Here is a 25,328-nt window from a genome sequence, read left to right as displayed (position 1 = left end):
CTTATTGGCGCAATGTTAAAGCAATACTCACCACAGCATGGTCAGTGCTTTCACCATCGATATCAAAACTTGGATTAATTAAATGTTTGTCCGTATTGGTATAATCACTGACTTCAAAATAACTGGATTGATCAGCAGCATCAAACTCACTGGATAATAAAATATAATCTAACACTGAACTGCCTTGCCCAAAATAATGGGTGGCAGCACGCGTTAAAAGTACTTTAGCATCAGCTGACTGATTGTCTTTATATAAGTCCCAGGCATCTCGTAAAGCGTAAAACTTGACTAGCTTTTGCTGCGTTTGGTCATTATTAAAAAGCAAATTCGGGGTTACTAAGTGCGCTAAAATACCATCACTTAATGGGTTATTAAAGTCTCCCATCAATATCATCGCATTCCCTTTTTTCGCACGTCTCTCCAACATTTTCATCATTAATAGTGTTGCTTCACTACCACGTTGAACCGAAGACGCCCACCCTCCTGCAACTTGTGCTTTAAACTGCTGAAGCACATTTCCCTCTAATGAGGTTAATTTATCTGTTTGTGCCTGCCAAGATGCTCGTTTTGATTTAAAATGCACCACATAACAATCACTGTCCCCTATATGGGGCAACTCAATGGTAGCTCTTAACACTTTACGACTAAAACTAAAGTCAGCTGTTAACCCTAATTGCAAAGCAAGTTCAGTATCAACAGCAACGCTAGAAATAGCTTTGATTGGAAATTTACTTGCTAAAGCAACCACAGGATCACGATAGATAAAATCATCTATCACAGTAGGCAGATCAATCACTGCGAAGTATTGATAACCTGCCTCCTTTACTAACGCCTGCAATGACTCAGCACTAAAAACCTCCTGAAAGCCAATCACATCAGGCTGGTGTGTTGTTAAATAGGTTGTTATCCACTGTTGCTTTTTTTGCCACTGTTGTACGGAATAGATGCGATCAAAATCATAGAAAGCATCAGGTGGTGCTAAATAATTAAAAAGATTAAAGGTCGCCACTTTAATCTTTGTATATGCCACTTCATTACTTACCTCAGAATTAGGCAGCAGTGAGTTGGCTTCATTTATACTAGGTGTTAATACCGAATTATTTGACACAAAATCCTCATTATCAATGGTCATTGAACCAGTATCGCACAGTGTGAATGACTTTCACGATAATCGCTATAAATAACCTCTGCTTAGAGTAAGCAAAAACAGTCGAAGGTGTTATTTTCATGCATTTAAAATTTTTTAGGAAAATATACTGCAGCTTCCATGAAGAGTCTTTGAGCTTGGTAGATAAAGCACATACTGAAACAATAAATGCACAGTAATAGTCAAAAATTAAGCAGCTATATAAATGGCTATAAGCATCAATATAACTCACAACTGAATGACAAATAGAAAGAGAATGACAATCTGAAAGCATTGCACTTAAAAATAAGCCTTATCAAAACATCCGACTAATACGATACAAAAACCTATTGGTTGCAACTATTTACAAAAAATTGCTCATTAATAGCACAAGTTTAGTACGAATAAATAATCAAATGATGATCATATCGGCTTAACACATTACACTGTGCTTTATTCAATCAATACCACTCCCCTCAAGAGGATATGTTTAATGAAATTATTTTTAAAGATAGCAGCAGCTTTGATTGCGCTTTTATTATTAATCGTCATTATTGTTGTCACTTTCATTGACCCTAATGATTATAAACAGCAGATTCAAGATCAAGTTAAGAAGTCAGTTAATAGAGACTTGGTCATCACAGGCGATTTAAGTTGGAGTTTATACCCTCTATTAGGTTTCCAAAGTGGTCAAATTACCCTATTCAATAGCCCAGAGTTTAAAGAAAAGACACTATTAAACGTCAAAGAAACAGCAATTTCTATCAGTGTATTACCTTTATTGAAAGGAAAATTAGAAGTTGGCGAAATTATCTTGGATGGTGTCGAATTTAACTTGATCACCAATAAAGATGGCTTATCAAATCTAGATAACTTACAACCTGAAGAAACAACAGACACGGCTAACGCACCAGAAGAAGAAACATCGACACAAGACCCTAGCGCGCCATCAGATCCCTTAGATCTGTCACAATTCGTACTGTCTGGCCTGAATATTACTAATGCGCAATTAAAAGTGATTGATCACCAAAAAGGTGAGACACAAGAAGTTGACATTAATAGCATGAGACTGAGCGAGTTTGCTTTTGATCAAACAGCTCACTTCAGCTTAAACAGCACGCTAAAAAATGTACAAGTTGAGGCGGATATTTCATTAGAAACAGATCTATTTGTGGACGCCGCATTAAATGTTGTGGAACTCACTAATTTAACCATTGAAAGTGACGTACTTGCTGACGCATTATCAGGTAGTACCCTAAATACCAAATTTAAAAGTGGATTAAAATACCAAGTTGGCACCAAGCAGTTAGATATCAAAGCCATCACCATTAATAATCAATTTTCAGGGGCATTCTTGGAAGGTGACATTTATATCAACAGTAGTGATATTAATATTAAAGACCATAGCCAACTTACACTGGGCAAACTGATCATGACCAGCAGTTTAACCGGTAGTAGTCTAGACAATAATAAATTAGAAACTAACTTACAAACAAATCTGGCAGCTGATATCAATAAAAAAACAGCGGCGATAAATAAGTTTGAACTTAAAAATACAATTACAGGTGAGCAAATACAGGGCAATGTAAATCTTTCATTTAAACAAATGAATGTCAGTAATTTTGAAAAAATTATTATTAATCAATTCAAAATGATCAGTGAATTAAATGCCCCAAGTATCAGTAAAGAAAAAATCAACAGCACGATTAGCAGTGAAATTAACTACGACCTTGCTAAGCAAAAACTTAGCCTTAATAAGCTGCAAACAACAGTTAATGATATCGAGTTAGGCGGAGAATTAAGCTTCATCCAACAAGCGGTTCCTGTTATCCGTTATAACTTAAAAGGTAACGTATGGGACTTAAATCCCTATTTAGCTTCAAGTACAACAACAGAGTCAAGCAACAAAAATGAAGAAGCAAGAAAGTCAGGTGAAAAAGCACCAACCACAGAAAAAGAAGTTGAGCCTGACTTAAGCAGTCTAAAAACCTTGGATATTAAAGGTGATTTAAGTATTGCAGGCGTACTTTATCAAGATATTAAAATCGGAAAAATCACTAATAACTTAACCGTAAAAGATGGCAGAGCGACGCTGAAACCGTTAACAGCAAAACTTTATGATGGCTCATTAAATATTGATGCTTGGGTTGATGAAAGTGGCGGTAAAAACACATATAAAGCCACAACCAGTATTAGCAATATCACCTTGATACAATTATTAAAAGACACAGCTCAAGTGGATCTATTAAGCGGTACTGCAAATATGAACTTAGTCGCTAGTGGGCAAGGTTTAACAGCCACCAAAATTCAACAAGGTATTGTTGCCAAAGGTGACTTTAAAATACTTGATGGAGAATTATATGGGATTAACCTTTCTCATGAAATACGTGTCTTAAAAGCAAAAATACAAGGTAAAACAATCGCACCGGATAAACTGGTTAAGAAAACAGATTTTGCTTCATTACTAGGTGACTTTACTGTAGAAAAAGGCATTGCTAACAATCAAAAACTGACCATGTTATCACCCGTTATTCGTTTAGATGGTACCGGCATTGCCAATACTATCGAGCAAACGATTGACTATAAATTAGGTGTAACACCATTATCGAAAACAGATGAAAGCACCAGTTATGTAGATCTAAATGGTATCTCTATACCGTTGCGTATCAAGGGAACTTTTACAAAACCAACCTTTGCTTTAGATACTGAAGGCGCATTAAAAGCGCAAATAGACGCAACCAAAAAAGCGGTAAAAGATAAAGCAGAACAAGTCATCAAAGATAAAGCAAAAGACATTCTTTCAGGTAAAAAAATATCCAAGGGTGACTTAAAAGAAGAAGCAAAAGATTTAGAGAAAACATTAAAAGGTTTATTTAACTAACTTTTTTACCCTTTCAAGTCTTAAATACAAATAGCTGACACAGGAAACTGTATCAGCTATTTTTTTAATGTTTTTCTAGGGTTACTGACGAAAAAATAACAGTAATTACATAATAATATCAATCTGGATAAATGATCTAGATTACTACCTTTCAATTAGTTAATTGCGTTAACCTTGTACCGCGAATCAACCAAAAGAGATTAATGCCTAAATTATTTAATGCTTGTTACATTTATGAAGCTTGCAACAAAGAAATAGCCCACATTAACAAGTAAAATTGCCTACATTAATTAATATGATTGCTATAACATAAATAAAGAACCTATCTTTGTAGTAAGGACGCTTCCTTGACATCACCAATACTCGACTTTTTAAACAAACAAATATCCATCAAAAAGGTAGCTATTAAGGAAAATACAATCGTCTGTCGCTTAGGAGATCATTGCGATAATCTTGTGGTATTAACCAAAGGTAAAGTGAAAGTCATGCGTATTGCGGAAGATGGCAGACATATTACACTTTACAACGTTCATGCTGGTGAAAGCTGTGTATTAACCACGTCCTGCCTATTTAATGAGAAAGCATTTCCCGCTATTGCAATCACTCAAGTTCACTCAGAAGGTTATGTTATCTCCAAAAATCAATTAAAACATTGGTTAACGACAGAGCCTATATGGCAAGCTTTCATTTTTAAAATGTTAACCGAACGTATGGCAGACCTAATTTTAAAAGTCGATGAACTTGCCTTTGATTCATTACAAACACGATTAATACATTGGTTATCTGTACACAACCAAGCACCACGTTTAAAAATAACTCATCAAGAGATTGCACAAGAACTCGCTTCATCAAGAGAAGTGATCAGTCGCTTACTTAAAAAACTGGAAGAGAAAGAATTGATAGAGTTACACCGAGGTGAAATAGTCTTACGTAAGCAGCTTTTATCCTGACTTTTGTGCAAGTCAATCTATCCAATTAGATATATCATTTTATTTGAAAAGCATTTAAAAACATCTATTTAAAATAAGTATAAAAGCAATGTGACAATAGTTACATACCCGCCAGTTATGAAGCGTAATAATACCTCAAGAGCAAACAACAGGAGGTATTCTCATGAACAAAAACATCGGCAATACGGATCGCACCATAAGAATGGTATTAGGTTTAGCGCTTATTATTTGGGGTATTATCAGCGTTAATTACTGGGGAGCTATTGGTATTGTGCTGATAGTAACGGCATTAGTAAAAACCTGCCCAGCTTATACTATCTTAGGCGTCAAAACCGATAAAGACGAACAGTAACCCTGTTTATATATTTGGTTATGCCATAGTATCTCGGTTGCATAACCAATACAGACGACCAAATCACCAGCCTAATAAAAACCAACAAGTGAATGACGAATAACAGATAAGATAAAGGGATCTGTCTCGACACCACTTTCAAGCAACAAATGCCCTCCCCTCCTCGAAAACTAAAACCTTTAGCACTTGTACAGACGTATTGAAGTTTCAGCTCGTGACTGAACAATGCATTTTGATTGGTAACAGGTATAATAAATGACTTAAATTGACTTTCACATCAAGGAGAACTTATCTAGTGAATATGATTAACGGGCTTAAAGATATAATTGATAGTTTTGATACCTTCATTCTTGACCAATGGGGAGTACTGCACAATGGTGGTGATGCATTCCCAGAAGCTATTAACGCATTAAAATTTTTACAAGCACACAACAAAAAAGTCGTTATCTTATCTAATAGTGGTAATACTGGAACGTTCTCCTATAGCCGCTTACAAGAGTCAGGCATTAGCCGTGATTTATATCTTGATGTACTAACTTCTGGCGATCACATGCGCCATAACTTTGCTTCAGACAAATTCAAACAGTTGGGTAACCAAGCTTTATATTTTTCTTGGGATAATAACCACAGTGTACTAGCAGATTGTGGCCTGACTGAATCAACACGAGATGAAGCTTCGTTTATATTATGTTGCGGGGTTGATCGAGGTAGCCTCAAGGCTTATTTAGATGACTTAAAATGGGCTTATCAGCATAAACTTGAATTGGTGGTGAGTAACCCAGATCTGGTTGCTATGCAGCCCGATGGCACCTTAAAAACTTGCCCTGGTTCGATAGCGAGTGCTTACCAAAAGATGGGGGGAACGGTGCACTGGCACGGAAAACCACAGCAAGAAATTTATAGAATGTGTAAAGAGTTAGTGGGAGGTTGGGAAAATGCGATCGCCGTAGGTGATAGTTTAGAGCACGATATAGCGGGTGCGAATGCAGCTAATATCAGTAGCTTATTCATCACTAGTGGTATTCATGCGAAGAGTATTAGCAACCATCAAAGTATTGAAGATTTATGTAATGAGTATGCTGTCAAACCTACTTTTTATGTCGATTGGTTTAAACAATAATAAAATTAATCATACTCATGTTGATAGTGACAGGCAGCCCTATACGGTGCCTGTTATCACAGTGATGTACATTAACACTTTTTAATTGGACAGCTTGTATATTGAATAATTTATAAACTGCATTGCCCACAACTTACTTATCACCACGCTCAATCGTATCGCTTGTAAACTAAATTAACTAAGTTTTAGCAAGGTGATTAAACGTTAAACAACCTTATTTTGTTCAATGAGGAGCTTTTCAAAATCAATGTGTGAAAGAGGTTTAGCTAATAAATAACCTTGTCCCAGCAGACAACCCGCATCTATTAATAGTTGCTTTTGTTGTTCTGTTTCAATGCCTTCTGCTATTACTTCAATATTCAGTTTTTTTGCCATCACTATAATGGCTTCACATAATGCAACATCTTTATTATCAGCTGACATATTTTGCACAAAACTTTTATCAATTTTCAAATAATCAATAGCATAGTTTTTAAGGTAAGAAAAAGAACAATAACCCGTACCAAAATCATCAATTGACACAGCAATACCCTGCTCTCGTATCGTATCGAGTACATCAACCACTTCATCTTGATTTTCCATCACTAAGTTTTCAGTGATCTCTATAGCGATCGCTTCACATGGTATTTCTCGTGTAATTAGGGATTCAGCCCAAGATTTAATTTGTTGGCCGTCATTTTTAAACTGTACAGGGGAAGTATTAATACTTATTGTTAAATCCTTACAGTATTGATTTCGCCAAATTTTAGTTTGCTCTGATACTTCCTCAAATATCCATTGACTAATTTCTATAATGACCCCGATTTCTTCGGCAATAGGAATAAAGTCAAAGGGCGAGATCAGACCTTTCTCAGGGTGCTGCCAACGGATCAAGGCTTCTGCTTTAATGATTTGATTATTTTCCAAATTCACAATGGGCTGATACACCATATAGAACTGATTTTGCATTACCGCAATGCGTAGGTCCTGAATGATCTCCATTCGTTTCATAAAGTCTGTACGCATATTATCAGTAAAATAATGAACACTATTGCGACCTTGAGTTTTAGCGCGATACATTGCTTGGTCTGCATTTCTCAATAAGGCATCAATAGTTAAGGCATCATTTGGATAAAATGCGAGACCGATGCTCGCGGTACAAAAAATATTTTTTTCCTGAATAAGGTAAGGTTTAGCCAGTGAATTTGATAATTTTTGTGCAATTTTATCTATATCTTCTGGCGTTGTTGTGCCCACAAAAACGATAATAAATTCATCGCCACCTAAACGCGCCGCAATATCATTTTTTCTGATACAAGCCTTAATACGCTTTGAACATTCAACCAAAACAGCATCGCCAACACCATGTCCTAAGGAGTCATTAATATCTTTAAACTTATCAAGATCTAACATTGCAATAGCGAGTTGCTTTTTATCACGTTCGGCATTATTAAGCGCATTAGTTAAATGTTCATGTAATAAATTCCGATTAGATAAATGAGTCAAGCTATCAAAATTGGCTTGCTGCCAAATTATTTGATCTGCATTTTCCCGTTCTATCGCAATCCGAGCAAGGTTCACAAATTGTTCGATAAGTAAAAAATCATCACTCTTGGGTGTCGATATTTTACGATGGTAGAGAGAAAAAGTACCGAGTACATTTCCTTGATTGCCAATAATCGGCTCAGACCAACACGACGCTAAATTTGCTTTTTTAGCTAACACTTTCCAAGCAAACCAATAAGGGTGAGTAGCAACATCAGAAACAATCACTCTTTTACCTGTAAAGGCAGCTGTTCCACTGGAACCGACTCCGTCACCAATCACTAAACCATCAATTAAGCTTGTATAAAATTCGGGTAAACTAGGAGCAGCACCAACAGTTAAATGCTTGCCTGTTTTATCAAGTAATAAAATACTGCAGATAGTATCTGGTAATTCATTTTCAATAGAATGTATCACTGCAGGTAATACTTTAGATAACTTACTTGAACCAGCAATCAGCTCAAGAATATTATTACGAAGTTGGCTTATTTTGTCTTTTTCTAATAACTGCTTATTTTTATTTTGCATAAACATTGAAAAAATCATAGAAAATAAATTGGTAACAAAAAATGCACCAACAATACGAGACAATGTAAAACTATCAAATTGATCATAGGTAAACAAACAAGCGACAGTAATCAAAAGTAGATTAAATAAACTGGCAACAAATATGGGTAATAGATAAAAACTGGCGATAATGATTGGGAAAAGCCAATAAATTAGCCCCGCCCCTTTTACATAAATACCAATTAAAATAGTAACTTGTGCAAGAACCGCGAATATAGCACTAAAAAGCTTAATGTTACTGGTAAACCACACCCCGAGAAATACAGAAAAAATACCACCAACGGCTGCAATATCAACAGCAATATGCGCGATATCGTGCGCTAAAAGACTTGTAATAAGAAAAGGGAATAAGACTAATGTTGCTGCAGCAGTAATGGCTAATAGAATTTTATCTTCTAAAGTACGCTGCTTTAATTTAATAGGCATACAGGTCTAGCTTCCTTTTAATGGAGTCTATTATAAAAATATTGCCGAGATCCAAGCCAATAGAGTTGAAAAGATATTATACATAATAATATACGAAAAAAAGCAAATTAAGCACCTCTTTTGAGGTGGTTAATTTTGAGTTATTGAAGTTAATTATTAGGTAATATAGTTATCAATATTGTAAGAGCTCTCATACTAATGAGAAAATTTATTCAACGTGATTGATATTATATTTAAAGAACTTTCAATTGCTTGCTTCACCTATTATCAAAAATATTAACGATACGCTGATGTTGCCACAGCCCCCGATTTAATAAGCTAAGAAAACCTATCTGACTGAAAATTAAATAAATAATATATAAAAACCAATCAACAACCAACTAAATTAAATGAGGGAGTTGAATTTTTTAAAAATCACTGAGTTAATTAGGTAAATAGGTGCAAATAGTGATTAAAACTAGTCATTATTTTAAAAGCAGGTTATCTACTATTTTATATAGTCATCACTATCCACCATTCGCAATTCAGACAGTAAAAATCAGTAATAAGTGGTAAGTGGTAAGTGGTAACGACGATTTAGCGTTCACGGCACAAATAAGCACAACGAACACTAATAAATATAAAATGGTATTAAGATTTATCAGTAAGTTGATATTAATGATGAAGACTGTGTTATAAATGACCACTTTCGAACATCTAAAAACTTAAACGTTATAACACATCACTTCAGAATAAAACGTAGTAAATAGGCGAATACACTCAGGGCAAGTACACTGCCGAACCAAATTATAACCATCCATCCCCATTGCTTTAATGATTGTTTCATTAATGGTACCCCTCGTCGTGTTTTAATTTACCCCTGAACACCCAATAAGCATAACCGCTGTACGCAATCACCATGGGTAATAAAAATACCGTACCGGTCAGCAAAAACTTTAAGCTACTGTCTGGCGCTGCTGCATCAGCATAAGTAACAGCGAAAGGGACAATATATGGGAAGGTACTAACAGAAAACCCCAATGCAGAAACAATAAATAACCCAATGCCAAACAAGTATGCCCGCACTGCTTGATGATTGTTTAAGGATTTAAATAATTGCCAAATACATATCACAGCCAATGCCGGTACCATAAAATAAAGCATCGAATTAGGTAAGTTAAACCATCGCTGAGCAACAATTTCATGAGTTAATGGCAACCAAGCACTTACCACAACAATACAAAGTACTAAAGCCCCCCCCCAATATTTAGCCACATCATAATATCTATCAGCTAACTCCTGAGGTAACTTGATCACTAACCAACACGCACCTAATAACGCATAGGCACAAATAGTTGCAAAACCACAGAATAGAGTAAACGGTGTAAACCAATCAAACCATCCTCCCGCATAACTTCTAGCATCGACTTCGATACCTTGTAACATCGCACCTAGCATGATCCCTTGAGTTGCAGCAGCTGCAATAGAGCCTGCAAAGAATGCGATAGACCAAACAAACTTTCCTCGTTTAGTTCTAAATCGATACTCAAATGAAACTCCACGTAATACTAACCCCAGTAGCATAATAATTAACGGTGCATAAAGCGCTGGCATCACAATAGAGTAAGCGAGTGGAAATACAGCAAATAATCCACCGCCACCTAGCACCAACCAGGTTTCATTACCATCCCAAACAGGTGCAATGCTATTCATCATTAAATCTCGTTCTGCTTCATTAGTTGCTTTGGGAAAAAGAATGCCTATTCCCAAATCAAATCCATCTAGCACAACATATATTAATACGGCAAAACCAATCAACCCGTACCAAATTAAAGCGTAATCCATATGTTTCCCCTAAGGTAGTCTGTTCGGATGTGAAGCAGGCGGCACTTCAGCACCATCAGGAAGTCGAGCCTCTAACGCTTGCTCATAGCGTGTAGGCGATTTTTGCATTAAGCGAATGATATAAAAGAACCCAGCCCCAAAAACACACAGATAAACAATAACAAATGCGGTTAAAGACCAAGTTATTGCAACTGCGTCTATTGGTGACGCAGAGTCAGCAGTTCTTAATAATCCATACACAGTAAATGGTTGCCTACCCACTTCAGTGGTTATCCAACCAGAGATTAAAGCGGCAAAACCAGCAGGACCGAATAAAACACAGGCTTTGTGAAATAATGGTGTTTGATAAAGCTTACCTTTTTTACGAAGCCATAAACTGACAAGACCAATCATCAACATACCAAAACCAATACCCACCATTCCCCTGAAACTCCAAAAAACAATCGAAACGGGTGGATGATCAGCTTCAGGAAAAGCATCAAGGCCTTGTACTCTGCCGTTAAGTTCATGGGTTAAAATAAGACTACCTAACTTAGGAATAGCTACCTGATATTTCATCTCTTTAGCTTGATCATCAGGTATGCCGAAAAGGATCAGGGGAGCACCGTCATGAGAGTCATAATGCCCTTCCATCGCAGCTATTTTTGCGGGTTGATGCTGCATCGTATTTAAACCATGAAAATCACCAACAATAATTTGCAGTGGCGCGACAATAACAATCATCCACAACGCCATTGAAAACATAGTTTTGGCTAGCGGATTATGATTTGCTTTAATTAGGTGGTGCCCCGCTACTGCAGCCACCACAAAGGCAGTCGTCAGATAAGAGGCTAACAACATATGCACTAAACGGTATGGAAATGAAGGATTAAAAATAATCGCGAGCCAATCTTCTGGGATAAATTGTCCAGCCTCATTTATCGAATACCCAGCAGGTGTTTGCATCCAACTGTTAACTGACAAGATCCAAAAGGCCGAGAGAAAAGTACCAAAAGCAACAACACAGGTAGCAGAGAAATGTAGTTTTCTGCCCACTTTTTTCATACCAAACAGCATCACTCCAAGAAATCCAGCCTCTAGGAAAAATGCAGTTAAAATTTCATAGCCCATTAATGGCCCAAGGATAGGGCCCGTTTTATCTGAGAATACACTCCAATTAGTACCAAATTGATAACTGAGTACAATCCCACTAACCACGCCCATGCCAAAAGTAACAGAGAATATTTTCAACCAATATTTATAGATTTGAATATATTTGTCATCGTTGGTTTTCAGCCATAAGCCTTCTAATACAGCTAAGTAGGAGGCAAGCCCGATAGTAAATGATGGGAATATAATGTGGAAAGACACAGTAAATGCAAATTGAAACCGTGCCAGATCTAATGCCAAAGTGTCCATAATCACTCCTAATTTGTATAGGATCATGTACGCTTTTTGAAGCAATAAAGATCAAGTTTTCTCTAATGTTTTTTATCAGCTCACTCTCTTTCAGAGTAGGTTTTTATATAAAAAAACAAATAATATATACTCAGGTCAATACCATTGATAACACCAATTTATTCACTCTCTAAAGTCAAATTTAGTTATTAATATTAGAGGGATATAATATGTTTACGAGTTATTTAACCAGCCATTAAGACTGTGTACAGCCTTCTTAACTAACTTAAATTACGATTAATGAAAGTGAAAGAGAAAGTGCAATTACATTTAATTATAAGAGATAGTTTGGATTGCTTAATTGAAGACGTGTGATTAAATCGATAATAGATTATTGCGAAGTAATTTAATGTAGAAATTAGTGACGATAGCAGTGTTGTATCACTTTGCTTGAGCCAATAAATAAAATCCTGTAAATAATGATGTCTAACGATGGCCAAATAAAATTCTCTTTTTAAACACTCCTTTTGAACATCACTGCTTCATTTATGACCTGCTTTTATAACGCTCGCAGCGATTCCTCCCCTTTTCCTTGCTTTGGTATAAGGCAAGATCTGCTTGTTTAATTAACTCAACAGATTTAATGTTTAATTGAGGGATCATTGATGCGATACCTAAACTAATTGTGACATGCTTGTATGATGACTCACTATGGGAAATGTTTAAATTACTCACTGCAAGCCTTACCTTTTCTGCTACTAAAGCACCTTCTTTAATATCACTTTCTAGTAGTATAACAAACTCCTCACCACCATAACGAGCCAAAAAATCAGTAGGTCTATAAATAGTCTCTTGGATAGTTTGAGCTACTTTTTTTAAACAATCATCACCCGCTATATGTCCATAAGTATCATTAAATTTTTTGAACTCATCTATATCAATGAGTAAAAGAGTTAACGGTTGTTGGCTACGCGTTTTCACCAACCATAAATGATTAAGCGTTTTATCTAACCACCTCCTATTAAATACGTCAGTTAGCCCATCTACTTGTGACAATGACTCTAATACCGCGTTCGATTTTTCAAGTTTATCATTTCTCTCATTAACCATATCAATAGCTGCATTAAAACCAATAATCAAATCACCTATTTCATCTTTTTTATAACCTTTAATATGTGTCAGTGATTTTTTTTGCGATACCATTTCCCTAACAGATTCAGCAGCCTTTTTTAATGGATTAAAAAAGAAGAATAAAAAAAACATAATCGCCAAAAAAACAGAAACACTAACAATGATCCCATTAATAATTGCTGTTCGTAAACTTTCGTTTATTAATTGATAAACCTTGGCCACAGGGGTTCTTACCATAACAAACCAATCTGGAGAGTTAATATCAGCCGTAGCTGCTAACATCTCACCTTCAACTGATGTAACTGTATTGCCATATCCATTAAAGCCCGCCATTACCTCGTCGAGGAATGCATCCATCCCTTTTTTTGGCGTTGCTTTTAACACTAGATTTGGATCGCTCGATGCTAAGAATATTTGATTTATTCTTGAAATGACTAATATATCGCTTCGTTCACTAAAGTCTTTATCAAAAATATACTCCATAAATCCGGGGCGGTTCAAGAAGATTGGTGCTTCTAATATGCCTAATACTTTCCCATTTTGATCTCTTAACGCTTTTGCGATCACAACCAGTACTTCACCCATAACTTCAGAACGAAAAGGTGAACTAATAATAACGCCTTGGCTATTGTTTGCCTTTCTCAACCATTCGTAATCAGTCATTATTAAGTTTTTTCTACCTGGAATAACCGGATATTCAGCTATAGCACCCTGTCCATTTGGGCTTATAACTGCAAAGCCCTGCGGAAAAAAATCAGTAAAAACAATATTATTTTTAATGATTTCCGTTATAAAGACTTCTGATTGTATTTTTTTAGGAGGGATTTTATCAGCTAAAGCAACCAAAAAACTCGTTCGCATTGTTATTTTTTTTGAATGTCTTTTGCGATATATTTAGCTTGTGTATATTGCTCTTTATTAATTTGTATTTTTATTTCAGATTTAAGTATTAAAAAATTATAAATTTGAAGCAGCGTAAAAGCGACGATGGTAAACACCGAAACATAGAAAGATAATTTAGTGGAAATACGTGATGGCCTCACTTTATCTAAAATAGTTATCATCTACTCATAATTTATTAGTTAATATTTAAAGGCAAACATACCTCTTTTATTCTATAAAAGTTAGTTGTTTTTTTGATAAAATTGCAGTTCATCAATAAATTGTTTTTAAAAAATTTAGTTTGGAACAGCTATTAATTTTAACAATGCAACATTTACAGTGGCAGTAAGGCGTATCAACAAGTAACACTTGGAGGCTGCCAAGATTGCGTCATAACAAATCACCTCCGTGCATCTAAAACCACATCACTAAAGCCAGGTTGATTATGAATTTCAATCAAAATTGATAGGTCCTAAACTACGGGAAACAAGCCCTCCTTGTTATGCGCTCCGTAGGCGATTAATCACGATTAACTTAACAAGCTCTCCTTTACCAATATGTTTGATTGCGCTTTTAACAGAACTTGTTATTATTTGCGGTGATTATAGTCGGGGGGCCATTGGCTGAGAGCGATGTGATATCAAGATTAATTGATAAAACGTCGATACCCGTTGAACCTGATACAGTTAACACTGACGCAGGGAACTATGTAGAAACCATTCCTGTGGCATTCCTTTGCTTTGTATTGGTTGATATCAGTTCCGATCGCGTTGTGAACGGAGCCATTATGTCTGACCTTACGCCTAACACTATTTGTAACCCTATTCGCACACCGATTGTATTGACTATTGCAGGCTCTGACAGCAGTGGCGGCGCAGGCATTCAAGCTGATATTAAAGCAATTTCAGCAACCGGTAGCTATGCTTGTTCTGCGATTACCGCCATTACTGCGCAAAATACACAGGGTGTGTCAGCGATCTTCCCAATCCCCCTCGAATATGTTGAAAAGCAATTAGATGCCGTGTTTAGTGATCTCAATATTATCGCGGTTAAAGTAGGTATGTTAGCAGACAGTGAAATCATCAAAGTAGTGGCTAAAAAACTAAAGCAATACAATCCACCTTTTTTAGTAATTGACCCTGTGATGGTGACCACCAACGGTGATTTATTATTAGAAAACGCTGCGATTCAAACCCTAAAAACTGAATTACTACCAATGGCTGATTTAATTACCCCTAATCTGCCTGAAGGTGCTGCATTGATTGACAGTCACATTCCCACCAGCGAACAACAGATGCAGGCAATGATTGATGCTTTACGTCAGTTAGGTGCTAAAGCCGTGTTATTAAAAGGTGGGCATTTAGAACAAGATGAAAACAGTAATGATTTATTAATTTTGACGAACTCAGTACAGCAACTCACAGCAAAACGTATTAATACTAACAACAACCATGGAACAGGCTGCACCTTATCTTCAGCGATAGCTTCATATTTAGCTCAAGGCCATGAATTATCAAAAGCAGTACAGCTTGGTAAAGATTATATTACCCAAGCATTACAACATGCTGACCAACTTAACATTGGTCAAGGCCGCGGCCCTGTAGATCATTTTTATGTATTGAATCAATAAGTGCTTACCATGACAAACAACCTATCGTCACAACCATCAAGTTCAGTAGTTCAAAGCGCGCCCAGCATTGGTATTCATAATGCCAGTTTACGCTATCACAATAGTGAACAGCATGTATTGTCGTCATTGACTATGCATATTCCAGCGGCGCAATGGACTTGTATTCTGGGGCGTAGTGGCTGCGGTAAAAGCTCTTTGTTACGTTATTTGGCGAACTTATTAAGTGATAAAGTACAATGGTCTGGGCAACTATCCACCAGCACTAATGTTGCACTGCAAGGTCAAATTGCCTATATGGCACAACAAGATTTATTAATGCCCTGGTTATCAGTATTAGATAACGTACTGCTCAGTGAGAAATTCACACCTAACCCAAAACCGTCGCAGCGTGATAATGCACAACAACTGTTACAGCAGGTTGGTCTTGAACAACAAGCCCATTATTTACCACAGCAATTATCTGGTGGAATGCGGCAACGTGTTGCATTAGCTAGAACCTTAATGCAAAACAAGCCGGTGGTATTAATGGATGAGCCTTTCTCTGCATTAGATGCAGTAACACGCTACCGCTTGCAAAACTTAGCACATGAATTATTAAAAGATAAAACCGTAGTCTTAATTACGCATGATCCACAAGAGGCAATCCGTTTAGCAAACCAGCTTTATATTATGCAAGGCCAACCCGCATCTGCAGAATCATTAGATGTACCTAGCACTCTAGCACCAAGACAATTTGATGCACAATGCGCAGCTCTTCAGCAGACTATTCTTGACCGTTTGGAGCAAGATTATGCGTAATTTTCTTGCCATATCAGGTTTAACTAAATCGCTTGAAAATAAAAAGAGAGATAGCAATAAAACACTACCACCAGTGTTACGTACTCTGCTCACTTTTATGATTATAATTGCGATTTGGCAAACGATTGTAGTGCTCTTTGAACTACCCTCTTTTATTTTACCTGAGCCGTTAGCAGTATTTGAACGCCTATTTACACGTTATGAAGTGTTATTAAAACATAGTTGGGTGACCACACTAGAGATACTTTTAGGATTATTACTAGGTCTTTCCATGGGCCTATGTTTTGCGCTACAAATGCTGCTGTTTAAACCCATTAAACGATGGTTATTACCGATCCTGATCACCAGCCAAGCGATTCCTGTTTTTGCGATTGCGCCTATTTTAATGATCTGGCTAGGATACGGTATTTCCTCAAAAATAGTGATGGCGGCCATGATCATCTTTTTTCCTGTAACCACCTGCTGCTACGACGGGTTAAAGAATACTCCTTCTGGTTATCTTGATTTAGCTAAAACCATGGGCGCGACTAAATGGAAAATGTTACGTCATATTCAACTGCCTGCTTCTTTACCTACTTTAGCATCTGGTATTCGTGTTGCGGTGGTTATTGCGCCGATTGGTGCGGTTGCCGGTGAATGGGTAGGTTCAAGCGAAGGTTTGGGTTATTTGATGCTACAAGCTAACGCGCGCATGTTAATTGATGAAATGTTTGCGGCCTTATTTATTCTATCTGCGCTCTCTGTGAGTTTATATTTCATTACTGATAAGTTACTAAAAAAGCTAATCCCCTGGGAGATCTAAATGCGCCGTTTTTAATGGCGCCAAACTAACCCTAAAACTAAAACAACTAATACAACTAATACAACTAATACTATAAGGAAATACAACACATGAAAAAGAGTTTCATTTTAACTGCATTGTCTCTAACGGCGGCATTATTTTCATTCTCCGCCCAAGCGGAAGATAAAAAAGTCACGCTGATGTTAGATTGGTTTGTTAACCCTAACCACGGCCCAATTGTTATTGCTCAACAGCTTGGTTATTTTAAACAGCAAGGTCTGTCTATCGATATCCAAGAACCTGCAGACCCAAGTATGCCACCAAAATTAGTTGCGGCTGGTAATATTGACTTGGCAATTACTTATCAGCCAAACCTGATCATTGATGTATCAGAGGGGTTACCACTAGTGCGCTCAGCCACTTTAATTGCAACACCGCTAAATACATTAATGGTATTAGACAACGGTAAAATTGATTCACTCAGCGACCTTAAAGGTAAAAAAGTCGGTGTGGCTATCTCAGGTAGTGAAGAAGCAACAATCGGAAAAATGCTAGAAACAGTACAACTCGATTATAAAGATGTAAAAATCATTAACGTAGGTTGGGCGTTATCGGCTTCATTAGCATCGGGCAAAGTCGATGCTATCTGGGGAGGATTACGTAACTTTGAAACTAACCAGTTAGAACTGGAAGGATTTAAAGCTAAAGCTTATTTCCCCGAAGAGCATGGTGTTCCTGTCTACGATGAATTGGTATTTGTTGCAAACGCAAATAAGTATGATACCAAAATGATTAAAGCCTTTAACAAGGCCATAGAGCAAGCCACTATTTATATAGTTAACCACCCGCAGCAAGCATGGAATAAATTTGTTAGTTACGCACCTGATACGTTAAATAATGAGTTAAATAAACGAGCATGGCGCGATACATTAACTCGTTTTTCATTACGCCCTGCTGCTATTGATTTAAAACGTTACGATGATTATGCGCGATTTATGTTTGATAACAAACTGATTAAAAGTCTGCCAAAAGCAAAAGATTACATGCCAATATTCGAATAGTTAGCGCACTCGTATCAGGCTTAAATAGATAACTAAAAAACAGCGAGAGAATAATGAACCATCAAGATTTAATTAGTGCTTGCCAGTCTGACTGGGATGCCTACACAAAACACCCATTTGTGATGCAATTAGGTAACGGCAGCTTAGCGCAACCATGCTTTTTGCATTACCTAAAACAAGATTTTTTGTTCTTAAAGCAATATGCGCGAGCTTATGCATTGGCCATTTATAAAGCCAATACGCTAGCAGACATGCGTAAGGCATTACCTAGTGTACATGCTTTACTAGATTCCGAGATTAGTCACCATGTAACTTACTGCGCAAATTGGGGCTTAACAGAAGCAGACTTAGAAGCAGAGGATGAAGACTTTGGTACTGTCGCTTACACTCGTTACGTGTTAGATGCAGGCATGACCGGTGACCTCGTTGATTTATATGCAGCGTTAGCACCCTGTTCTATTGGTTATGCAGTGATTGGACGTTTATTAGCAAATGACAAAAACACTATAATAGATGGCAATGAATTTGCTAGCTGGATTGATTTATACAGCGGTGAAGAGTTCCAACAAAGTGTTGCTGATGGCGCGCAACATTTTGACCAGTTGTTGGCTGAAATAGACATTAACACCCAACGTGGTCAACACTTGGTGAAAGTATTTAAAACAGCAACCAGAATGGAAGTTGCCTTCTGGCAACAAGGTTTAAACGCCGCTATTTAAATAGACGTAGTGCTAAATAAAAACAGAAATAGAGGGGCAAATATGTCACTAATAGCAACAGAAAAGCGACAAGTTATCAGCAGTGCATTGAATGCATTACGTGCGCAAAAGCCACTCGTCCTGAACATTACCAATTATGTGGTGATGAACAATACTGCCAATGCATTATTAGCCATTGGCGCTTCACCTATCATGGCACATTCACGTCAAGAGATGGCAGAAATGATGTCATTTAGTGGCGCATTGGTGATAAATATTGGCACCTTAGATAGCCAATGGATACCACGTATGATCTACGCGGTTGAACAAGCGAACCTCAACAATAAAGCCGTGGTATTAGACCCTGTGGGTTGTGGTGCAAGTACTTTACGAACTGAAACATCACGCCAAATTGCAGCACTTGCAAAGCAGTTAATTATTAGAGCTAATGCATCTGAGATCATTGCTCTAGCAGGAGAAAAAGCACAAAGCAAAGGTGTAGATTCACTTGATAGCAGTGAAGCGGCAGTTGGCGCAGCGCGTTACTTAGTTGAAACTTACCAATGTAATGTCGTTATTTCTGGCGAAGTTGATTACATAATCAGTGCTGAGAGTGAAATATCATTACATAATGGCGATGCAATAATGCCTAACATTACAGGAATGGGTTGCAGTTTAAGCGCATTAACGGGGGCTTTTGCTGCTATCGGTGAAAACACTGGTTTAGCGGCTGCAGCCATATTTGGCATCGCAGGGGAAATCGCTGCTAAGCAATCTGCAGGCCCAGGAAGTTTGCAAATGAACTTGTTAGACGTGTTATATCAATTAGATGATATAGCGATTGCCGAACACTTAAAAATAACTATTAATAAATAATACAGTCGTTGCTGGATCAGTAAGTGAAAGTGACCTTATTACTTTCACTCTACTCAGTTATATTCTTTGCTATTGCTGTTTAGTACTATTGATTAGCATTGCTGTTTAGCATTTCAACTTAACATTGATATGTAGCAACGATATTTAGCCATGCTATTTACGTAATCCATTTTTTTATTGTATCCGCCACAGGAAAGCAACATGAACCCATACCGTTTATATTTAGTCACCGATGATCAACAAGATCTTTATACCTTAATTAATGTAGTTAAGGAGGCGGTAGCTGGAGGTGTCACCATGGTACAAGTGCGCGAAAAAAGTAACGATATACAGTCTTTTATTACGCGCGCTAAAATGGTTAAAACTATACTTCAAGGTACTGGTGTTCCGTTAATTATTAATGATCGAGTTGATGTCGCTTTAGCGGTAGATGCCGATGGTGTGCATTTAGGTCAATCGGATATGCCAGCACAAATGGCCAGAACATTAATGGGTCCAAAAAAGTTGTTAGGTTTATCGATAGAGAATGAACAACAATTATTAGAAGCCAATACACTACCACTGGATTACATTGGTTTAAGTGCCATATTTGCTACACCAACAAAAACCGATACGCTTAAACAATGGGGTATCGGCGGTTTACAAAAAGCGATTAATGTTTCTCAATTTCCCATTGTGGCTATTGGTGGTATTAATCACAGTAACCTTGATCAAATCATTAACACGGGTGTTGATGGTGTAGCGTTAGTCTCTGCTATTTGCCACGCTGATGATCCTAAATCTGCTGCAGCAGCGCTGTTAAAACAGATACAAACTGCGACACCATAAGCCTGTTGAAATAAAAGCGGTTAACCACAAAGCTAAAAAAGATAAGATCAAAAGCGGTTAACCACGAAATTAAAAGAAGGTTAAATCAAAACCCTTATGCCTAACAACTAAGTTTAATGCACCGAGTTCTAAATATTTTCATTTTCACCCATTCTTTTTTGCACTTCTTCATGCCCTTGGTGTAGCGCAGCGCTTCGTGGTAAATCTGTTTTTTTAAATCAAAACCCTTATGGCTAACAATTAATTTTAATGCAGTAAATTCTAAATATTTTAATTTTTACCCATTCTTTTTGCACTTCTTCGTGCCCTTCGTGTAGCGCAGCGCTTCGTGGTAAATACGTTTTATAAATCAAAAGCAATTAACCACGAAGGCACGAAGGATAAAGAAGGTTAGGTCAAAATATAAACAGGTATGAGAGTTTTAAGTTTTTAATTATTTCCTTCGCTCCCTTCCTGTAGCACAGCGCTTCGTTGTTAATATCTTTATTTTTATCTTTTATTTTGCCACGAATGACTTCTCACCACAGCATTTCGATTAAGAATAACTTACAATATTATTCAACTTGTTAATTAAATCAAAACACTGGCTGACGATGAATATTACGCTCAAACAATTGCATGTATTTGTAACTATTACTCAAGAAAAGACCTTAACCACTGCAGCTGAGAAATTATTTCTGAGTAAACCGGCAGTAAGCATGGCCTTAGCTGAACTTGAAAAACAGCTAGGGCATAAACTCTTTGAGCGCACTAATAACCGATTATTAATCAATGAAATGGGCAAAGCTTTACTACCATTAGCCGATGAACAAATAGAACGCAGTAAAGCCATTACTAGTTTATTTGATAAAAATAATTTCCAAGGAAAACTAAGAATTGGCTCAAGTAATACCGTCGGAAACCATTTATTGCCTAATTTATTAGCAGAATTTAGGGATATTAAGCATCATCAAGCTCAATCCATATACGTTGATAACAGCACTTGTATCGGCAAAAAACTTAAAGAATATGAGCTAGATATTGCCTTAGTTGAAGCTTTAGTGATTGATAAACAATTGCATATTGAGCGATGGATCAAAGATGAGATGGTGATAGTCGCTAGCCCGGCTCACCCTCTAATGAACCAAGAACAAGTCTCTATAGAAGACTTAAACCACCAGCATTGGATTTTACGAGAGCAAGGTTCGGGTACAAGGGAATTTTTTATTACACACATTGGTCAGCATTTAACAGATCTTGATATCACCTTTGAATTACGCTCTACAGAGGCAATCATTAACTGTTGCGCTGTAGGATTAGGATTATCTTGCATGTCCGCGACTGCTGCTCGACATGCCCTACAAGATAAACGTTTAGCAACTTTGCCCATTAATATCGATATGTCACGAGACTTATATATGGTATGGCACAAAGAAAAATACCAGAGCCCAATATTGAAAGAATTTATTGGTTTTTGCCAACAATGGACCTTAAAAGCTTGATTGGAAACATGGCCATTTTACTTCCTTAGTTAGCCTATTTAAATACTACGCTTCAGTCATATACTTAAATAGGCTCGACATTTGAAAATAAAATCAAATAAGCAATGGAATAAATAGAAAAAACAGCGACTTGCTATCATTTTTATTAAATAATGCGCCATAAAACTACCCATATTTAAATAATAGCCTATCCTAAACGCTTCATTATGTGTATTTTAAAAGGCGATAAAAGAATATGGCGAGAAGTAAAACCACCTCTACAGACGATGTATTATTAGTATTATGTAATTCGGTAAAGTCTGTTTTAAGTAGCGCAACGGGGCGAACGATTAACTATTCTTCAATGGTTCAAAAAATCAATAAAACCTGCCTTAAACCCGACATTGGCTGTTTTGTATTATTTGACGGTGGTTTTTCTGGATTAGTTATTTTGAATTTTAGTGCCGCTGCCGCAATGGAACTATATACCACGTACATGACCAACATGGGTTTATCCGAAGAAGACCTAGCCACATCGCATACCGCTGATGATGTGAGTGATGTGATGGGTGAATTAATGAATCAAGCCGTTGGTGATTTTACAGGTGTAATAGGCCATGAGTTACATACCTCTATCAATCAAAATCAGCCTAAAATGCTGACGATTAACAAGCAAGTTGTGCTCTCTATTGATACAAATCTAGATCGCCCACAGGCAAGACGAGTGAGTTTTACAACAGCAAAAAATAATATTTTTTATCTTGAACTTGCGATGGACAAAACAGAGTTTATTAAGTTACCTAATTTTGAAGAGCGAGAAGCATTTGATCCCGACTCTCTGATTGAAGAAGAGAACAATAAAACATTGCAGGCAAACACAAGTACACAAAACACATCGGTATCTGAGTCTGATTTATTTGATGAATTAGGCATTTAGCTTTACTGATTAGCTGTAACGAACCAAAATTAATTAGCTATATTCACACATTTGATAGGTACATAAAAAAAGCTTGCTGAGAAAAACTCTGCAAGCTTTGCTTTTATAACATTACATTGATTAAACGATGATTAAGCTTGTTTATTCATTTTTGCATGTTGTTGGTGAAATGCGTCGAACTCAATTTGTGAAATTTTTCCATTCTTATCAGTATCTAATATTTCAAAACTTGGGCGTTTCTGACCTTTTTTAGCTTTAACCATCGCATTAAACTCTTGCTCTGACACCTGACCATTATTATCAGTATCTATTTTGTCAAAGTGCCTAAGTAAACGTCCTTTCGCTTCGTTTTTAGCAATTGAACCATCATTATTGGAATCAACCATTGCAAAAGTTAGTTTTTGATCGCGCTTGCCTTTTCCCATCTTTTTCACTAATTCAAATTCAGCACTTGTGATTGCACCATCTGCATCGGTATCAACTTTATCAAAGCCTTTCAATAAACGACCTTTGGCTTCATCTTTAGTTATTTTACCGTCGTTGTTGGCATCGACTTTAGCAAAGGTAGCTTGTTTATGACCTTTACCTTTTCCTTTGTGCATTACTTTCATGGCATCAAATTCTGCACTAGTGATTGCACCATCTGCATCTGAATCAATCTTATCGAAACCTTTCAATAAACGCCCTTTGGCTTCGTCTTTAGTAATTTTACCATCGTTGTTAGCATCGACTTTAGTAAAGGTAGCTTGTTTATGACCTTTACCTTTTCCTTTGTGCATTGCTTTCATAGCAGCAAATTCTGCTGCTGTAATATCGCCGTCACCATTACTATCAAAATCAGCGAATACAGCTTTTTTACGGCCTTTTCCTTTATGCATTGCTTTCATCGCTTCAAACTCAGCTTTGTTAACACTGCCATCACCATCGCGATCGATACGGTCAAAATGTTTAGCCATTCTTGAACCCGCTTCTGCTAATGTAATTGCACCATCGGCATTCACATCAAAACTTTCAAAATCACGTTTACTTTTACCATCTGCTGCCATTGTTAAAGCGCTAGAAACCATTAATGCAACACCGCTTAATATAAATAATTTTTTCATGTTAACCTCTATTCTAATTTACCAAATAAAGCTCTTTCTGAGCTGATGTAAAGACTATAGGTAAACATTGTGCAGGAAATATGGATAAAAAAAGGAGTTAACGCTTTTAGGCTATTTTTAAGGACAATTATTCATTAGTTGCTGACATTGAATAGAATAAAGAGAAAGGCTTACTATTTAAAAAGTGCTGGATTCAACATTAAAGCACCTTGTGCTTTTTAACAATAAGCAGAAAATAAACAAATCTAATAGGTAACGTTCGCTGTTAAATAGGCCTGACATTTATTAACTTCAACGACTCCTGAAATTCAAAAGTGTAATCAATTATCACAGAGCAAACTTATAGCCCACCCCATATATTGATTGAATACAATCAACCTCAGCATCAACATTTTGAATTTTACGACGTAAATTTTTAATATGGCTATCAATCGTTCTGTCGGTAACAATACGATTGTCAGAATAGATTTGTGACATTAATTGTTCGCGGCTAAACACTTGGTCTTTATGTTGGTGAAAATGAGATAGCAAACGAAACTCCGCACGGGTTAAGCTCACTTCTTTACCTTTAACCAATACTTGCATGGTGCTTTCGTTGATACTCAATACTTTATCTACTGTTTTGATCTCATCGGTAGCGCGACGCAAAATATTTTTCACACGCACCACCACCTCTCTTGGGCTGTAAGGTTTACAAATATAATCATCGGCTCCAAGTTCAAGCCCGACCAAGCGGTCAATTTCATCTACTCTTGCCGTTGCCATCACCACGGGTAGGTCAGTGAAAGTACGTAGCTCTCGATAGATATCTAAGCCATTTTGGCCCGGCAACATTAAATCTAATATGATCAAATCTACAGGGTTTTCTTTTACCCAACTGACAACGGATAACCCATCATTAAGAATGTGTGCAATAAAACCAGATTGACTAAGGTATTCACTAAGTACTTGTGCTAAAGAATGTTCATCTTCCACGATTAAAATGTGCTGTGGCAT

General features: G+C 36.9%; 21 protein-coding genes and 1 riboswitch. Of the genes, 13 read left to right on the top strand and 8 right to left on the bottom strand.

The window, feature by feature from the left end; genetic code table 11:
* Position 1 precedes the first annotated feature (1 nt).
* Positions 2 to 1,108, bottom strand: a complete 1,107-nt coding sequence (locus H5084_RS07450; RefSeq protein WP_310735740.1) for an endonuclease/exonuclease/phosphatase family protein — start codon at positions 1,106 to 1,108, stop codon at positions 2 to 4.
* A gap of 511 nt (positions 1,109 to 1,619) precedes the next feature.
* Between H5084_RS07450 and H5084_RS07445 the strand changes: the two genes are divergently transcribed.
* The 4 genes from H5084_RS07445 to H5084_RS07430 all read left to right on the top strand — a co-directional run bounded on the left by H5084_RS07445 (position 1,620) and on the right by H5084_RS07430 (position 6,429).
* Positions 1,620 to 4,007 (top strand): AsmA family protein, encoded by a 2,388-nt coding sequence (locus tag H5084_RS07445; RefSeq protein ID WP_182690068.1) that lies wholly within the window; start codon positions 1,620 to 1,622, stop codon positions 4,005 to 4,007.
* Between the two features lie 347 nt (positions 4,008 to 4,354).
* Positions 4,355 to 4,957: a Crp/Fnr family transcriptional regulator gene (locus tag H5084_RS07440; protein WP_084296257.1), complete on the top strand. Its 603-nt coding sequence runs from the start codon at positions 4,355 to 4,357 to the stop codon at positions 4,955 to 4,957.
* A 163-nt stretch (positions 4,958 to 5,120) separates the two neighbouring features.
* On the top strand, positions 5,121 to 5,309 hold the full coding sequence (locus tag H5084_RS07435) for a DUF2892 domain-containing protein (protein ID WP_028868617.1): 189 nt from the start codon (positions 5,121 to 5,123) through the stop codon (positions 5,307 to 5,309).
* 301 nt (positions 5,310 to 5,610) lie between these two features.
* Positions 5,611 to 6,429 carry a TIGR01459 family HAD-type hydrolase gene (locus H5084_RS07430; RefSeq protein WP_182690080.1) on the top strand — a complete coding sequence of 273 codons (819 nt, stop codon included), beginning with the start codon at positions 5,611 to 5,613 and terminating at the stop codon, positions 6,427 to 6,429.
* Positions 6,430 to 6,633: 204 nt separating this feature from the next.
* Here the strand turns inward: H5084_RS07430 and H5084_RS07425 are convergent, their stop codons facing one another.
* The 5 genes from H5084_RS07425 to H5084_RS07405 form a co-directional block, all read right to left on the bottom strand.
* On the bottom strand, positions 6,634 to 8,946 hold the full coding sequence (locus H5084_RS07425) for an EAL domain-containing protein (protein ID WP_220485918.1): 2,313 nt from the start codon (positions 8,944 to 8,946) through the stop codon (positions 6,634 to 6,636).
* 721 nt (positions 8,947 to 9,667) lie between these two features.
* The gene (locus tag H5084_RS07420; protein ID WP_166370635.1) at positions 9,668 to 9,772 is read right to left on the bottom strand and encodes a DUF2474 family protein; all 105 of its coding nucleotides are present in this window, start codon (positions 9,770 to 9,772) and stop codon (positions 9,668 to 9,670) included.
* A complete protein-coding gene (gene cydB / locus H5084_RS07415) occupies positions 9,772 to 10,770 on the bottom strand; it encodes a cytochrome d ubiquinol oxidase subunit II (RefSeq protein ID WP_182690067.1) in 999 nt (332 codons plus the stop codon). Before cydB ends, H5084_RS07420 begins: the two co-directional genes overlap by 1 nt.
* Before the next feature lie 9 nt (positions 10,771 to 10,779).
* The gene (locus H5084_RS07410) at positions 10,780 to 12,171 is read right to left on the bottom strand and encodes a cytochrome ubiquinol oxidase subunit I (RefSeq protein ID WP_409077631.1); all 1,392 of its coding nucleotides are present in this window, start codon (positions 12,169 to 12,171) and stop codon (positions 10,780 to 10,782) included.
* A gap of 522 nt (positions 12,172 to 12,693) precedes the next feature.
* A complete protein-coding gene (locus H5084_RS07405) occupies positions 12,694 to 14,124 on the bottom strand; it encodes a diguanylate cyclase (RefSeq protein ID WP_182690065.1) in 1,431 nt (476 codons plus the stop codon).
* Between the two features lie 635 nt (positions 14,125 to 14,759).
* A riboswitch (TPP riboswitch) is annotated at positions 14,760 to 14,881 on the top strand.
* Between the two features lie 66 nt (positions 14,882 to 14,947).
* Here H5084_RS07405 and thiD point away from each other — a divergent pair.
* The 9 genes from thiD (at position 14,948) to H5084_RS07360 (ending at position 23,229) form a co-directional block, all read left to right on the top strand.
* Positions 14,948 to 15,790, top strand: coding sequence for a bifunctional hydroxymethylpyrimidine kinase/phosphomethylpyrimidine kinase (thiD, locus tag H5084_RS07400; protein ID WP_037071524.1), 843 nt, complete (start codon positions 14,948 to 14,950; stop codon positions 15,788 to 15,790).
* A 9-nt stretch (positions 15,791 to 15,799) separates the two neighbouring features.
* Complete coding sequence (locus H5084_RS07395; protein WP_028868646.1) at positions 15,800 to 16,588, top strand: ABC transporter ATP-binding protein; 789 nt, start codon at positions 15,800 to 15,802, stop codon at positions 16,586 to 16,588.
* Positions 16,581 to 17,390, top strand: a complete 810-nt coding sequence (locus H5084_RS07390; protein WP_182690064.1) for an ABC transporter permease — start codon at positions 16,581 to 16,583, stop codon at positions 17,388 to 17,390. Before H5084_RS07395 ends, H5084_RS07390 begins: the two co-directional genes overlap by 8 nt.
* Positions 17,391 to 17,479: 89 nt before the next feature.
* Positions 17,480 to 18,430: an ABC transporter substrate-binding protein gene (locus tag H5084_RS07385; RefSeq protein WP_028868648.1), complete on the top strand. Its 951-nt coding sequence runs from the start codon at positions 17,480 to 17,482 to the stop codon at positions 18,428 to 18,430.
* A gap of 53 nt (positions 18,431 to 18,483) precedes the next feature.
* Complete coding sequence (gene tenA / locus H5084_RS07380; RefSeq protein ID WP_028868649.1) at positions 18,484 to 19,149, top strand: thiaminase II; 666 nt, start codon at positions 18,484 to 18,486, stop codon at positions 19,147 to 19,149.
* Between the two features lie 42 nt (positions 19,150 to 19,191).
* Positions 19,192 to 20,004 carry a hydroxyethylthiazole kinase gene (gene thiM, locus H5084_RS07375; RefSeq protein ID WP_051369123.1) on the top strand — a complete coding sequence of 271 codons (813 nt, stop codon included), beginning with the start codon at positions 19,192 to 19,194 and terminating at the stop codon, positions 20,002 to 20,004.
* A gap of 201 nt (positions 20,005 to 20,205) precedes the next feature.
* Complete coding sequence (gene thiE, locus H5084_RS07370) at positions 20,206 to 20,832, top strand: thiamine phosphate synthase (RefSeq protein ID WP_182690063.1); 627 nt, start codon at positions 20,206 to 20,208, stop codon at positions 20,830 to 20,832.
* 593 nt (positions 20,833 to 21,425) lie between these two features.
* On the top strand, positions 21,426 to 22,313 hold the full coding sequence (locus tag H5084_RS07365) for a LysR family transcriptional regulator (protein WP_028868652.1): 888 nt from the start codon (positions 21,426 to 21,428) through the stop codon (positions 22,311 to 22,313).
* Positions 22,314 to 22,548: 235 nt separating this feature from the next.
* The gene (locus tag H5084_RS07360) at positions 22,549 to 23,229 is read left to right on the top strand and encodes a DUF3334 family protein (RefSeq protein WP_028868653.1); all 681 of its coding nucleotides are present in this window, start codon (positions 22,549 to 22,551) and stop codon (positions 23,227 to 23,229) included.
* A gap of 131 nt (positions 23,230 to 23,360) precedes the next feature.
* On the opposite strand, the gene H5084_RS07355 is transcribed toward H5084_RS07360, so the two are convergent.
* The gene (locus H5084_RS07355) at positions 23,361 to 24,332 is read right to left on the bottom strand and encodes an EF-hand domain-containing protein (protein ID WP_037071514.1); all 972 of its coding nucleotides are present in this window, start codon (positions 24,330 to 24,332) and stop codon (positions 23,361 to 23,363) included.
* Positions 24,333 to 24,659: 327 nt separating this feature from the next.
* On the bottom strand, positions 24,660 to 25,328 hold the full coding sequence (locus tag H5084_RS07350) for a response regulator (RefSeq protein ID WP_028868654.1): 669 nt from the start codon (positions 25,326 to 25,328) through the stop codon (positions 24,660 to 24,662).

Origin of the sequence: Psychromonas sp. SR45-3, assembly GCF_014163575.1 — a bacterium.
Classification (GTDB): domain Bacteria; phylum Pseudomonadota; class Gammaproteobacteria; order Enterobacterales; family Psychromonadaceae; genus Psychromonas; species Psychromonas arctica.
Note: the sequence above shows the minus strand (reverse complement) of the source record. Positions and strands in the feature narration are given on the sequence as shown.